The organism is Microbacterium sp. SL75 (genome assembly GCF_026625865.1).
Classification (GTDB): domain Bacteria; phylum Actinomycetota; class Actinomycetes; order Actinomycetales; family Microbacteriaceae; genus Microbacterium.
Window position 1 is genome coordinate 3,086,664 of the sequence record NZ_CP113067.1, and the last position, 13,945, is coordinate 3,100,608.

The 13,945-nt window shown below is 69.5% G+C and carries 9 protein-coding genes, 1 tRNA gene, 1 other RNA gene and 1 pseudogene; 9 read left to right on the top strand and 3 right to left on the bottom strand.

The window, feature by feature from the left end:
- Positions 1 to 43: 43 nt before the first annotated feature.
- A pseudogene (gene aceE / locus OVA17_RS14690) lies at positions 44 to 2,802 on the bottom strand (pyruvate dehydrogenase (acetyl-transferring), homodimeric type).
- A gap of 251 nt (positions 2,803 to 3,053) precedes the next feature.
- On the opposite strand from aceE, the gene OVA17_RS14695 reads away from it, so the two are divergent.
- Entirely contained in the window at positions 3,054 to 3,749 is a 696-nt protein-coding gene (locus tag OVA17_RS14695) for a hypothetical protein (protein WP_267787236.1), read from the top strand.
- Between the two features lie 3 nt (positions 3,750 to 3,752).
- Here the strand turns inward: OVA17_RS14695 and OVA17_RS14700 are convergent.
- Positions 3,753 to 3,825, bottom strand: a tRNA-Val gene (locus OVA17_RS14700).
- Positions 3,826 to 4,087: 262 nt separating this feature from the next.
- On the opposite strand from OVA17_RS14700, the gene OVA17_RS14705 reads away from it, so the two are divergent.
- The 5 genes from OVA17_RS14705 to OVA17_RS14725 all read left to right on the top strand — a co-directional run bounded on the left by OVA17_RS14705 (position 4,088) and on the right by OVA17_RS14725 (position 8,473).
- Entirely contained in the window at positions 4,088 to 4,816 is a 729-nt protein-coding gene (locus OVA17_RS14705; protein ID WP_267787237.1) for a zinc ribbon domain-containing protein, read from the top strand.
- A gap of 12 nt (positions 4,817 to 4,828) precedes the next feature.
- Positions 4,829 to 6,535: a bifunctional 3'-5' exonuclease/DNA polymerase gene (locus OVA17_RS14710; RefSeq protein WP_267787238.1), complete on the top strand. Its 1,707-nt coding sequence runs from the start codon at positions 4,829 to 4,831 to the stop codon at positions 6,533 to 6,535.
- Positions 6,536 to 6,604: 69 nt separating this feature from the next.
- A complete protein-coding gene (locus tag OVA17_RS14715) occupies positions 6,605 to 7,582 on the top strand; it encodes a hypothetical protein (RefSeq protein ID WP_267787239.1) in 978 nt (325 codons plus the stop codon).
- Positions 7,583 to 7,620: 38 nt separating this feature from the next.
- Positions 7,621 to 7,987: RNase P RNA component class A (gene rnpB / locus OVA17_RS14720), an RNA gene on the top strand.
- A 195-nt stretch (positions 7,988 to 8,182) separates the two neighbouring features.
- Complete coding sequence (locus OVA17_RS14725) at positions 8,183 to 8,473, top strand: hypothetical protein (protein WP_267787240.1); 291 nt, start codon at positions 8,183 to 8,185, stop codon at positions 8,471 to 8,473.
- Between the two features lie 3 nt (positions 8,474 to 8,476).
- Here OVA17_RS14725 and ppgK read toward each other — a convergent pair whose 3' ends face one another.
- Positions 8,477 to 9,262, bottom strand: coding sequence for a polyphosphate--glucose phosphotransferase (gene ppgK, locus OVA17_RS14730; RefSeq protein WP_210075004.1), 786 nt, complete (start codon positions 9,260 to 9,262; stop codon positions 8,477 to 8,479).
- A gap of 96 nt (positions 9,263 to 9,358) precedes the next feature.
- On the opposite strand from ppgK, the gene OVA17_RS14735 reads away from it, so the two are divergent.
- Genes OVA17_RS14735 through OVA17_RS14745 form a run of 3 tightly spaced genes read left to right on the top strand, consistent with a single transcriptional unit; the run spans position 9,359 to position 13,929 of the window.
- Complete coding sequence (locus tag OVA17_RS14735; RefSeq protein ID WP_210075006.1) at positions 9,359 to 9,562, top strand: SPOR domain-containing protein; 204 nt, start codon at positions 9,359 to 9,361, stop codon at positions 9,560 to 9,562.
- A gap of 25 nt (positions 9,563 to 9,587) precedes the next feature.
- A complete protein-coding gene (gene glnA / locus OVA17_RS14740; RefSeq protein WP_210075378.1) occupies positions 9,588 to 10,928 on the top strand; it encodes a type I glutamate--ammonia ligase in 1,341 nt (446 codons plus the stop codon).
- Positions 10,929 to 10,938: 10 nt separating this feature from the next.
- Positions 10,939 to 13,929, top strand: coding sequence for a bifunctional [glutamine synthetase] adenylyltransferase/[glutamine synthetase]-adenylyl-L-tyrosine phosphorylase (locus OVA17_RS14745; protein WP_267787241.1), 2,991 nt, complete (start codon positions 10,939 to 10,941; stop codon positions 13,927 to 13,929).
- Positions 13,930 to 13,945: the final 16 nt, after the last annotated feature.

Genomic DNA, 13,945 nt, shown 5'->3' on the forward strand with positions numbered 1-13,945 from the left:
CGTGGAGGCGGAACCGGACCCGTCGGTGGTGCTCGTCACGCGATCAGGCCTCGCCGCCCGCGTTGCCGGTGGTGCCGGCGTTGACGTCGTGGAGACGGTACTTCTCGATCGCCTGTCCGACGACCGCGCGGTCGACCTTGCCCTCTTCGGCCAGCGCCTGCAGGGTGCGGACGACCATCGAGGGACCATCGATCTTGAAGAAGCGACGGGCGGCGGCACGGGTGTCGGAGAAGCCGAAGCCGTCGGCCCCGAGGGTCCAGTAGTTCTGCGGGACCCACTGACGAATCTGGTCCTGGACCGCGTGCATCCAGTCGCTGACCGCGATGACCGGGCCCTGGGCTTCCTTCAGCTTGTCCGTGAGGTACGGCACGCGAGGCTCTTCCTCGGGGTGCAGGAAGTTGTGCTCGTCGGCGGCCAGGCCGTCGCGGCGCAGTTCGCTCCACGAGGTGACCGACCACACGTCGGCGACCACGCCCCAGTCGTCCTTCAGCAGACGCTGGGCCTCGAAAGCCCACGGCACGCCGACGCCCGAGGCGAGCAGCTGGGCACGGGGGCCGTCGCCCTCGCCCGAGGAGATGTGGTGGATGCCGCGGACGATGCCATCGACGTCGACGCCCTCGGGCTCGGCCGGCTGCACGTAGGGCTCGTTGTAGACCGTCATGTAGTACATGACGTTGGGGTCGGGGTGGTTCCCGCCGTACATCCGCTCGATACCCGAGCGCACGATGTGCGAGATCTCATAGCCATAAGCCGGGTCGTACGACACCGTGGCCGGGTTGGTCGACGCGAGCAGCTGCGAGTGACCGTCGGCGTGCTGCAGGCCCTCACCGGTCAGGGTGGTGCGACCGGCGGTGGCGCCGATGATGAAACCGCGCGCCATCTGGTCGCCCGCGGCCCACTGGGCGTCACCCGTGCGCTGGAAGCCGAACATCGAGTAGAAGACGTACACCGGGATGAGCGGCTCGCCGTGGGTCGAGTACGCCGTGCCCGCCGCGGTGAACGCCGCGAGAGCGCCCGCCTCGTTGATGCCGACGTGCACGATCTGACCCTGCGGGCTCTCCTTGTACGCCAGCAGCAGCTCGCGGTCGACGGAGGTGTAGTGCTGGCCCTTGGGGTTGTAGATCTTCGCCGTCGGGAAGTACGCGTCCATACCGAACGTGCGCGCCTCGTCGGGGATGATCGGCACGATGCGGTGACCAAAGTCCTTGACCCGCAGCAGATCCTTCAGCAGACGCACGAACGCCATGGTCGTGGCGATCTCCTGCGTGCCCGAGCCCTTCTTGGGCAGCGCGTACGCGTGCCCGAGCCCTTCTTGGGCAGCGCGTACGCGGCATCCCCCGGCAGTTCGAGACCGACGTGGGTGGTGCGACGCTCGGGAAGGAAACCGCCGAGCGCACGACGACGCTCGAGCATGTACTTGATCGTCTCGTCCTGCTCACCGGGGTTGTAGTACGGCGGCTGGTACGGGTTCTCGTCGAGCTGCGCGTCGGTGACGGGGATGTCCATCGCGTCGCGGAACGCCTTGAGGTCGTCGAGCGTCAGCTTCTTCATCTGGTGGGTCGCGTTGCGGCCCTCGAAGTGCGGACCGAGGCCGTAGCCCTTGATCGTCTTCGCCAGGATGACGGTGGGCTGGCCCTTGTGCTCCTTGGCCGCCTTGAAGGCCGCGTAGACCTTGCGGTAGTCGTGGCCACCGCGCTTGAGGCCCCAGACCTGCTCGTCGGTGTAGTCCTTGACGAGCTCGAGAGCGCGGGGGTCGCGACCGAAGAAGTTCTCGCGGACGTACGCGCCGTTCTCGGCCTTGTAGGTCTGGTAGTCGCCGTCGGGCGTGCTGTTCATGAGGTTGAGCAGCGCGCCCTCGGTGTCGCGGGCGAGGAGGTCGTCCCACTCGCGGCCCCAGACGACCTTGATGACGTTCCAGCCGGCACCGCGGAAGAAGCTCTCGAGCTCCTGGATGATCTTGCCGTTACCGCGGACGGGGCCGTCGAGACGCTGGAGGTTGCAGTTGACGATGAAGGTCAGGTTGTCGAGACCCTCGTTCGCCGCGACCTGCAGCTGACCGCGGCTCTCGACCTCGTCCATCTCGCCGTCGCCGAGGTAGGCCCAGACGTGCGAGTCGCCGACGTCCTTGATGCCGCGGTTGGAGAGGTACTTGTTCGACATCGCCTGGTAGATCGCGTTGATCGGGCCGAGGCCCATCGACACGGTCGGGAACTGCCAGAACTCCGGCATGAGGCGCGGGTGCGGGTACGACGGGATGCCGTTGGGCGCCTGTGACTTCTCCTGACGGAAGCCGTCGAGCTGCGCCTCGGTCAGACGACCCTCGAGGTACGCGCGGGCGTAGGCGCCGGGGGAGGCGTGGCCCTGAACGAAGATCTGGTCGCCGCCCGACGGGTCGTCGAGACCGCGGAAGAAGTGGTTGAAGCCCACCTCGTACAGCGCGGCCGACGACGCGTAGGTCGAGATGTGGCCGCCGACGCCGATACCGGGACGCTGCGCGCGGTGCACGGTGACCGCGGCGTTCCAGCGGATCCACTTGCGGTAGCGCCGCTCGAGCTCCTCGTCACCGGGGAACTCGGGCTCGTTCTTCTGCGAGATCGTGTTGATGTAGTCGGTGGTCGGAACCATCGGCACATTGAGGTGGAGTTCTTTGGAGCCCTTCAGAAGGCTCAGCATGATCTCGCGAGCGCGAGCCGGACCCTTCGCCTGGACCAGCTGTCGCAGGGATTCCTGCCACTCCCCGGTCTCTTCCGGGTCGCTGTCCTGCGGCCCCTGCGAATACGGATCCTGGTCGTGAACAGTCACGGAAGACCTTTCGTCGTCTGGCAGGTCATGCCAGAGAATCGCCATACGAGTGCGGCAACCCTTGTCTGCTCCGCACAATCAACCAGCGTCCAGCCTAGCGAGTCGCGGCGACATCGGATGCGCCACGGCCGCGACGAACCGGCCCGCGCCGCGCAGACGCTTCGACGTCGAGACGAGCTCCGGCCTATCAAGACCGCCTGAAGCCACCGCGTCGGGCGAGGCGTGCGGGGGCGCGGGTCTAGCCTGACCGCGTGAGCACGCACAAGAGCGAATGCTTCCGCACCAGACCGGAGCATCGCTGGCCGGTCCTGATCGCCCTGGCCGTCGGCACGGGCCTGTACGCGGTGCTCCCGAACGAGACGTCGGGCGTGCTCCGCTACGTCGTCGTCGGCGCCGGCGTGCTGTGCACGATCCCCATGGTGGTGACGAACCCCTCACGCCTGTCGCGCGAATCCACCGTGGGCCGGGGCTTCGCCCTCGCCTTCACCGCCGTGCTGCTGCTGGCGAACCAGGTGGCGTTCTTCCTGCTTATCCAGCAGTTGCTGCGCGGAGAGGGCAGCGGCGCCGGAACCCTGCTCGGGGCTGCGCAGGTGTGGGCCATCAACGTCATCGGCTACGCCGTCGTCTACTGGGAGATGGATCGCGGCGGCCCGATCGCCCGCCGCCGGGACGCCCGTGACGAACTGCCGCCAGCGGACTTCCAGTTCCCCCAGGACTCGGATCGGGATGCCGTGAGCGAGGTGGCCCGCCGATCCTCCGACACCGAGGACTGGGCACCCGGGTACGTCGACTACCTGTACTTCTCGGCATCCAACGCCATGGCGTTCAGCCCCACCGACGTCATGCCGCTGAGCACGCGCGCGAAGCTCTTCATGATGGTGCAGGCGGTGTCGGGCTTCATCCTGCTCGCGCTCGTGATCTCGCGCAGCGTGAACATCCTGAACTGACGGTGGGCCCTGCCGGGATCGAACCGACGACATCCACGGTGTAAACGTGGCGCTCTACCAGCTGAGCTAAAGGCCCTGGATGCCTCGAGTCTAGCGTCCGCCCGGCTCCTGGCCCGCGCCACCGCCGCCGCGAGGTCACGTGAACCGGGCGAGGGCACGGGGCATGTCGTGCGTCCTCGCCCAGGTCGCGTGATCTGGTCCTCTCACGGTCGCGGCTCGTCGCCGAGGCCGCGCGATCTGGACCATAGGCAGCTTCGGCCCCGCGCACCACAGACCTCGCCCGGTGGCGCGGCGGTCGCGTACCGCCGATGTCGGAGCCCCGGGGTAGCGTGGAACCCGTGAATGCCGATCCCGCCGACCAGCGCAAACTGCTCGACCTCGCCGACCTCGACGCCCGTATCCGTCGTGACGAGAAGGTCTCGGCCAACCCGCCGCAGGCCGAGCGCGTGCGCGAGCTCCTCGCGCAGCGGGCGACGCTCACGCAAGAGCTGTCGACCCGCGCCAACGCGCGCGATGACATCACCGCCGAGCTGAAGCGTCTCGAGTCCGACGTGGCCGTCGTCGACGCCCGCATCGCGCGCGACACCGAGCGCCTCGCCGCCTCGTCGAACGCCAAGCAGGCGCAGGGCTTCGAGAGCGAGCTGGCCTCGCTCAAGCGGCGCAAGGGTGACCTCGAAGACTTGGAGATCGCGCTCATGGAACGCCTCGAGACCGCCGACGCCGCGGTCTCGGAGCAAGAGGCCCTCATCTCCGAGACAAATGCCCTGGGCACGCGGTTGAGCGCCGAGGCGAAAACCACCGTCTCCGATGCGACGACACGCCTCGAGGGCGCCCGCCGCGATCGCGACGCGGTGGCCGCCTCGGTTCCCGCCGACCTGCTGGGACTGTACGAGCGTCTCGCCGCCCGTGGCAACGGAGCCGGGCTCCTTCGTGCCGGCGCCTGCGAGGCGTGCCGCATGGTGCTCCCGCCGAGCGATGTCGCCACGGTGCGCCGCGCCCAGACCGACGAGGTCGTGTTCTGTCCCGAGTGCGGCGCCATTCTCGTTCGCACCGAAGAGTCACGATGACCCGAGACGGCCGTGCCGTCTGACACGGTCGTCGTCGGCACCACCTCCGCCGGGCGGATCGCCCTGATCGATCTGGATTCAGAAGGCTTACCGACGCGCACGATCGAGATCGCCGCAAACGAGCTGGCCTCCGTCGTCTCGACGCGCGAAGCAGCGGGTGAGATCCGCTGGGTATGGGCGGATTCCGCCGCGCTGTACGCCCGACTCCTGGCGGCCGGCGTGCGGGTGGCGCGGGCCTGGGACCTGCGCCTGGTCCACGCCATCCTCCGCGACGCCTCCGCGGTCGTCGACGACCACGGCCTCCGCGCGGCCATGACCTGGGATGCCACCGCCTCGGCCCCCGCAGCCGGCGACACCCTCTTCGATCTCGGGGAGTCGGCATCCGGGGTTCCCGAGAGTGCAGACGCGGCCCTCGCCGAGTACCGGCGGCAGGGAGCGGCCATCGCATCGTCGACGAGTCCCGGGGCGCTGCGCCTGCTCTGCGCCGCAGAGTCGGCCGGGGCCCTCATCGCCGTCGAACTGCACGCGGCGGGCGTGCCGTGGAGCACCGCAGCGCACGAGAAGTTGCTTGAGAGCGAGCTCGGCCCGCGGCGAGGCGGCGGGCTTCCGGAAACCGTCGAGAAGACGGCAGCGGCCGTGCGCGCGGCCCTCAACGATCCCGCCGCCTCGCTGGATTCACAGCCGCGGCTGCTGCGGTCGCTGCACCGCGCGGGACTCCTCGTCCAATCCACGAGTCGGTGGGAGCTGGCAGAGCACGACCACCCGGTCGTCGCCCCGCTCGTCGCCTACAAGAAGCTCATGCGGCTCTACACCGCGAACGGCTGGGCGTGGCTCAACGAGTGGGTCAGCGACGGACGCTTCCGACCCGTCTACGTCCCCGCGGGGGTCGTGACGGGCCGCTGGGCATCGTCGGGCGGGGGAGCGTTGCAGATCCCGCGCAATCTCCGCACCGCGGTGCGTGCCGACCCGGGATGGACACTCGTCACCGCGGACGTCGCCCAGCTCGAACCGCGCGTCCTCGCCGCGATGGCGCGCGACACGGCCCTGGCCGAGGCGGCAGCCGGTCGCGATCTGTACGCCGGGATCGTCGAGCGCGGCGCGGTCGCCAGCCGCGCCGAGGCGAAGCTCGCGATGCTGGGCGCCATGTACGGCGCCACGACCGGGGAGAGCGGTCGACTCCTGCCACGCCTTCGTCGCACCTTCCCCCGGGCCATGCAGCTCGTCGACGAGGCCGCGCGCACCGGTGAAGAAGGTGGCGTCGTGCATACGTGGCTCGGCCGCACCTCGCCCCCGGCGGGGGAATCGTGGCGCGCTCTGCAGTCGATGGCGAGCGAGTCTTCGGCATCCGGGATCGACGAGAACCGGGCGCGCCGCTCCGCGCGCGACCGCGGACGCTTCACCCGCAACTTCGTCGTGCAAGGTACCGCGGCCGAGTGGGCGCTCGCGTGGCTCGCCGATCTCCGTGGGCGCCTGGCGGCGCTTCCGGCGACAGATGACGATGTGCCGGCCACGGCATCTGGCCCGGTGTTCTCGCGACGACCGCACCTGGCATTCTTCCTGCACGACGAGATCGTCGTGCACACCCCGATCGAGCACGCGGATGCCGTCGCCGAGGCGGTGCGCGAAGCGGCGACCGCCGCCGGGCGCCTCTTGTTCGGGACGTTCCCGATCGACTTCCCCCTGGACCTTCGCATCGGCGAAACGGCCGAGAAGGGCTGACGGGCGCTCGGTACGCTCGAAGGGTGATCGAGTTGCCGCCGTACCCCCCGACGCGCCTCAAACGCCGAGGTGAGGGACGCCGATCCATTCGCCTATCGCCTCGCTGCGTCGGGCGCGGGGATCGTCGCCCTCGGATTCCTGCTCCTCGGCGGATGGGCACTCGTGCAGTTCGAGGTCATCAGAGCCCCGTGGCTTGATACGGTCGCGGGGCTGGTTGCTGTCGTCCTGCTGTGGGCGGGCGTCCTCGGGCTGGTGCTCGGGGCGGCACTCGTTGCCCATCCCGCCGACGTGCGGCGTGAAATTGCCCTGCACCGCTTCGCGCGCTCTGCGGGACTGTCGTACGCGCGGTTCGGCGCACCTCTCGAGATGGGCGGGGTCTTCTTCGCCGAGCGGGCCCCCGGAGCCGATCCCTCGTATGGCAGCACCTTCGAGCTGTACCGGCCACCCTTCGAAGATGCTCCGCTTCGCTTGGGCGTCGCCACGTTCCAGGGCGGCCGGGATGCCGCGCGCGGGCCGCGGCCCGCTTTTCGCTTCCTCGCTCTGCGGCTGCCCCGTCCGATGCCGCATATCATGATCGACTCCGTGCGTAACGGACGCCTCCGATCCGAGCTACCGAGCGTGCAACGGGTCTCCCTCGAGGGCGAGATGGACCGCCACTTCGCGGTCTACGCCCCTCCCGGCTACGCGCGTGACGCTCTGCAGGTCCTCACACCCGACGTGCTCGTCTGCCTCCTCGACCACGGACGTGACTGGGATGCCGAGATCGTCGATGATCTCCTCCTCGTGGCATCCACCCGATTCCGGCGGGGTCGGGATGAGACCGAGGTGCCCGCGCTCCTGCGCTTCGCCGCCCTCCTGGGCGCCGAAGTCCGTACGCAGGCCACGCCGTACACCGACCCGCGGGCATCGTCTCCGCGCACGCAAGTCGCCGCCGCAGGGCGGCGTCTGCAACGACGTTCCGTCTGCTGGGACGTCGCGATCCTGCTCGCGCTCGTCTTCGGCGTGCCCGCGGTCATCTTCGGTGGCATCCTCCTCGCCACTCGGTAATCGGTGAGGCCAGGCCGCCGTAGACTGGCCGATGCGAATGGGTCGGCTGGACGGTCGCGTCACGGGTTCGCCCGTGCCGAGGAACGTCCGGGCTCCACAGGGCAGGACGGTGGGTAACGCCCACCCGGAGCGATCCGCGAGACAGTGCCACAGAGAGCAGACCGCCTCGGCCCCTCGGGGCCGGGGTAAGGGTGAAAGGGTGGTGTAAGAGACCACCGGGGTCGTGGTGACACGACCCGCGAGGTAAACCTCGTCCGGAGCAAGGCCAGACAGGGGATGACGACGCGGCTCGCCGAGTCCCCGGGTAGGCCGCTGGAGCGGCACGGCAACGTGTCGCCGAGAGAGATGACCGTCCACGGGGTTTCGACCCCCGGACAGAACCCGGCGTACAGGCCGGCCCATTCGCGCTTTTCCACGCCGACTCGCCGTTCTCACCGACGTCACCGCAGACCTGGCCCGAACAGACGCCGCGCGAGGGACACGCGCGCCGGAGGGCCGTCGAGGCCGAGCTCGAGCGCAAGACCGTCGGCTCGTCGAACCGATGTCGAGTGTCGCACATATGTTCTACACTCGAGCACGGCCGGGAAAGGGGTCCGGCGCATGGGTACGAGGGTCAGCGACGAGATGGTCGCCCGGGTGCTGGCATCCATCGCCCCCTGCACGCTGCAGCCCGAGACGTGGGGGGCGCGAGCGATCGACTGGTATCCGCAGAAGCGCCCGGTGTGGGCATGGGTGACCTGGCCGAACCGCGCCGCGACCCGCGAGCCCGCCTGGGCGACGGGTGGCAACGACCGCGTCGTCATGCTCGAGGTGCCGTGCGAGGGCGGGCACTGGGCGCCCGTCGTGTGGCGGAACGCGGTCAGCGTCCGACGGATCGAGAACGCCGCGTGAGCGCTACTTGACCGCCGGCAGGGCCTCGGGCACCGGCACGGCGAGCGAGGCCGCACCGATGATGCCCGCGTTGTTACGGTGCTTCGCGGGCACGATCGGCGCGCGGAGCTTCAGCAGCGGCAGGAAGTTCTCGGAGTGCTTCGAGACCCCGCCGCCGACGACGATGAGGTCGGGGCTGAAGAGGAACTCGACGTAGTCGTAGTACCACTGCAGACGCTTCGCCCACTTCTCCCACGACAGCTCCTCGCGCTCCATCGCGGAGTAGGCCGCGAAGTGCTCGGCGTCCTTCTTGTGGCCGGCGCGCTGCAGGTGACCCAGCTCGCTGTTGGGCACGAGCACGCCGTCGTAGATCATGGCCGACCCGATACCGGTGCCGAGCGTCGTGAGAATGACGAGACCGTCGACACCCTTCGCCGCGCCGTAGCGGACCTCGGCGATGCCGGCGACGTCGGCGTCGTTGGCGAAGTGGATGTCGCGCGAGAGCCCGTGCTCGAAGAACTTCTCGGCCTCGAAGCCGATCCACGACTTCGACACGTTCGCGGCCGACAGGGTGCGGCCGCCCTTCACGATGGCCGGGAAAGCCACGCCCAGCGGCAGATCCGCGGGCGCTTCGAGGGTCTCGAGCACCTGGTGCACGGCCGCCAGCACGTCGGCAGGCTCCGCGCCCGCGGGGGTTGCGACCTTGACGCGGTCGCTGACGAGCTCCCCGGCATCCAGATCCACGATTCCGGCTTTGATGCCGGTTCCGCCGATGTCCACTCCGACCGCACGAGACGCATTCGTTGCCATACCCCTCAGCCTATCCAGCCGCACGGTCGGGATCAGTAGGATCGGGGGAGCACCGGCGGTTCGCGCCGAGACGCGAGATCCACGTGAGGAGCGATCGTGAGCGACGAAGACAAGAAGTACTGGTACAACCTTGAGACCGGCAAGGTCGAGCAGGGGTACGAGTCGCCCGCGGTGGATCGTGCCGGTCCCTTCGACACCGCCGAAGAAGCGGCCAATGCGCCGCAGCTCATGAAGGAGCGGTCGAAGCAGTGGGCCGAAGAAGACGCCCGCGACGACTGGGGCTCCGGCTCCGCCCGCTGAACGCCCACCGAAACGAGGGATGACGATGGACAAGCAGCGCGATTTCGTCTTGCGCACGATCGAGGAGCGGGGCGTCAAGTTCGTCCGCCTCTGGTTCACCGATGTGGTCGGCACGCTGAAGTCGGTGGCGATCGCCCCGGCTGAGGTCGAGGGCGCCTTCACCGAGGGGCTCGGCTTCGACGGCTCGGCGATCGAGGGGCTCACGCGCTCCTACGAGTCGGACCTGCTGGCGCACCCCGATCCCACGACCTTCCAGATCCTGCCGTGGCGCGGAGAGATCGACCCGACGGCGCGCATGTTCTGCGACATCACGACGCCCGACGGCCAGCCGGCCGTCGCCGACCCTCGCCACGTGCTCAAGCGGACGCTCGCGAAGGCGGCCGACGCCGGGTTCACGTTCTACACGCACCCCGAGATCGAGTTCTACCTGCTGAAGTCGTCGCAGCTCGGCGCGGACGGACGCCCGCAGCCCGTCGACTCGGCCGGATACTTCGACAACGTCCCCGGCGGCACGGCGCACGACTTCCGCCGCCGTTCGGTGCGCATGCTCGAAGACCTCGGCATCTCGGTCGAGTTCAGCCACCACGAGGGCGGTCCCGGTCAGAACGAGATCGACCTGCGGTATGCCGACGCGCTCACCACGGCCGACAACATCATGACCTTCCGCACGGTGGTGAAGGAGGTCGCGATCGAGCAGGGCGTGTACGCCACCTTCATGCCCAAGCCCATCAGCGGCCAGCCCGGCAGCGGCATGCACACGCACCTGTCGCTCTTCGAGGGCGACATGAACGCCTTCTACGAAGAGGGCGGGCAGTACCAGCTCTCGAAGGTCGGTCGCCACTTCATCGCGGGCCTGCTCCGCCACGCGAACGAGATCTCGGCCGTGACGAACCAGTTCGTCAACTCGTACAAGCGTCTGTGGGGCGGCGACGAGGCACCGAGCTTCATCTGCTGGGGCCACAACAACCGCTCCGCTCTCGTGCGCGTGCCGCTGTACAAGCCCAACAAGGGCCAGTCGACCCGCGTCGAGTACCGCGCCCTCGACTCCGCCGCGAACCCCTACCTGTCGTACGCGCTCATGCTCGCGGCCGGACTCAAGGGCATCGAGCAGGAGTACGAGCTCCCCGCCGAGGCGGAGGACAACGTGTGGTCGCTCAGCGACACCGAGCGCCGTGCCCTCGGCTACGCGCCGCTTCCCGCGAGCCTCGACCACGCCCTCGAGTACCTCGAGGAGTCGGAGCTCGTCGCCGAGACGCTGGGCGAGACGGTCTTCAAGTACGTGCTGCTCAACAAGCGTCGCGAGTGGCAGCAGTACCGCGCCCAGGTGACGCCGTTCGAGCTCGCGAGCAACCTCGAAGCACTCTGACGGTCGTTCCATGACCTCGGGCGATCGCTCCACCGCGCTCACCGCCCTGGCTCGCACCGGCTTCTCGCGGCTCGCCGAAGCAGACTCCCTGCTCGGCGAGCTCGAGGAGTCGGTGGGGGTCGGACGGGCGGATGCCATGCAGCTCGCGCAGCGCGTGGCGGATCCCGACCGTGCCCTCCTGTCGATCCTGCAGGTCGCCCGCCGGGATCGTGACGCGGTTCGCGCGACGGCCGCCGACGCCGGCGCGTGGCGGGCCCTGTGGGATCTGGCCGGCGCCTCCGACGGGTTCGCCGAGTTCTACCTCCGCCACCCCGACGAGCTCGCCCACCTGTCGGGTGCCGGTCTGACGCTGCCGGACGAGCCCACCATGAGGGCCGAGCTCCTGGCATCCGTCGGCGATGTCGAGGGTTTCGCGTCGGATTCCTCGGATGCCGCGTGGGTCGCATTGCGCGTGCGCTATCGCCGCTTGCTGGCCCGGATCGCGGCGTACGACCTCGGCCAGGATGACCCGGCGGGGGCGATCCCCGTCGTTTCCTCCTCACTCGCCGATCTGGCGGGAGCCGCCCTCGAAGCCGCGCTGAGCGTGGCTCGGGCGCGGGTGTCCGGTGCCGGGCCGGGGTCCTTTCCGCGCGAACAGGTGGAGGCGACCCGGTTCGCCATCATCGCAATGGGCAAGACCGGCGCACGCGAGCTGAACTACGTCAGCGACGTCGACGTGATCTTCGTCGGGGGAACCGCCGACGAAGACGTGGTCTCCGAGGCGAGGGCGATCGATATCGGCACCCGCCTCGCCGTTCAGACGATGCGCGGCATCTCGGGACCCGAAATCGAGCCGCCCCTGTGGGAGGTCGACCCGAATCTGCGCCCCGAGGGCAAGCAGGGCGCGCTGGTGCGCAGCCTCGCCTCGCACGAGCAGTACTACGCCCGGTGGGCCAAGAGCTGGGAGTTCCAGGCGCTGCTGAAGGCCCGGGCCATCGCGGGGGACGCGACGCTCGGCGCTGAGTACGTCGCGGCGGTCCAACCGCTCGTCTGGCACAGCGCCGCGCGCGAGAACTTCGTCGAGGGCGTGCAGCGCATGCGCGAGCGCGTGACCGACCACATTCCCGCAGCCGAGGTCAACCGTCAGCTCAAGCTCGGCCCCGGCGGCATCCGTGACGTCGAGTTCACCGTGCAGCTGCTGCAGCTCGTGCACGGTCTCACCGACGAGCGCATCCGCCAGCGCGGAACGCTCGAGGCGCTCGACGCTCTCGTGGCCGAGGGCTACATCGGTCGCACCGAGGCCGAGGCCTTCGGCCGCGACTATCGTCTGCTGCGGCTGCTCGAGCACCGCCTTCAGCTCCGGGGTCTGCGCCGGACGGCCCTGCTGCCCGAGAAGGACGACGATCTTCGGGTGCTCGCACGAGCGTCCCGCCTGGCCGACTCGGCATCCGGAGTGCAGGCGGTGTGGGAGGGCATCAAACGCGAGGTGCGCGACATCCACGTGCGCCTGTTCTACCGCCCCCTGCTCTCGGCCGTCGCCGCCCTCCCCGAGGGGGAACGGACGCTCTCGACCGAGCAGGCGCGCGATCGGCTCGCCGCGATCGGCTTCCGCGACCCGGCCGGCGCGCTGCGCCACATCGCGGCGCTGACCAGTGGGCTCAGCCGCAAGGCCACCATCCAGCGGCACCTCATGCCGATCATGATCCGCTGGTTCGCCGACGGCGTCGACCCCGACTACGGTCTGCTCGTCTTCCGCCGCATCAGCGAGCGGCTCGGGAACACCCCGTGGTTCTTGCGCATGCTGCGCGACTCGGCGGGCGCTGCCGAGAGCCTCACACGCGTGTTGTCCGGCTCGAGGTACATCGGCGAGCTCATGGAGTGGATCCCCGAGTCGGTCGCCTGGCTCGACGACGACGCCCTGCTGCGTCCCCGCTCGGGCAAGGCCCTCGAAGAAGAGGCGCGAGCGATCCAGACGCGGTGGCAGAACATCGATGACGCGATGCGCTCGGTGCGCGCCCTCCGCCGCCGCGAGATGCTGCGCGTCGCGATGGCCGCGGTGCTCGGCACCGTGTCGCTGGAGGAACTCTCCGACGCTCTCACGACCATCACCGAGGTCACGATCCAGGCCACCCTGCGCGCCGTGCGCCGGGTCGTCGTGCCGCCCGAGGACGACGACCTCGACTTCGCGGTCATCGCGATGGGACGCTTCGGCGGCCGGGAGATCGGATTCGGTTCCGATGCCGACGTCATGTACGTCTACCGCGCGAACGGCGTCGACCCTCAGCGGGCGGGCCAACTCGCGCTCAAACTCGTCGCGGGCCTGCGCGAGCATTCGGAAGACCACCGCCTGCCGCTCGACCTGGACGCCGAGCTGCGCCCCGAGGGGCGTAGCGGTCCCCTGGCCCGCTCTCTCGATGCGTACGCCGAGTACTACCGGCGATGGTCGCTGTCGTGGGAGGCGCAGGCTTTGCTGCGCGCCCGTGGCGTGGCCGGCAGCGTGAAACTGATCGGGGCGTTCCTCGACCTCGCCGACGAGGTGCGTTACCCGGAGTCGGCCGACCCGAACGGCCTGCGCGAGATTCGCCGGATCAAGGCCCGTGTCGAGAACGAACGTCTGCCGCAGGGCGCCGACCCGGCGCGACACCTCAAGCTCGGCCCGGGCTCGATCAGCGACGTGGAATGGCTCGTGCAACTCCTGCAGTTGCAGCACGCTCGCGCGACCCCCGCGATGCGCACGACGTCTACCCTCGAGGCGCTCGAAGCGGCCGTCGATGCGGGTCACATCGAGAGCGACGCGGCCGACAAACTCGCAGCGGCGTGGCACCTGGCGAGCCGTCTGCGCTCCGCGAACACCCTGCTGTCGGGGCAGACGAGCAACGTCCTCCCCGTCGACCGCGCCAAACTCGACGGCATCGGCCGCATCCTCGAGTACGCGCCGCGCTCCGCGACGCAGGTCGAGGAAGACTACTTCGGCGCCACCCGCCGCGCCCGCCGCGTCTTCGACAAGCTCTTCTACGGCTGACGGCCGCGAGCGAAGG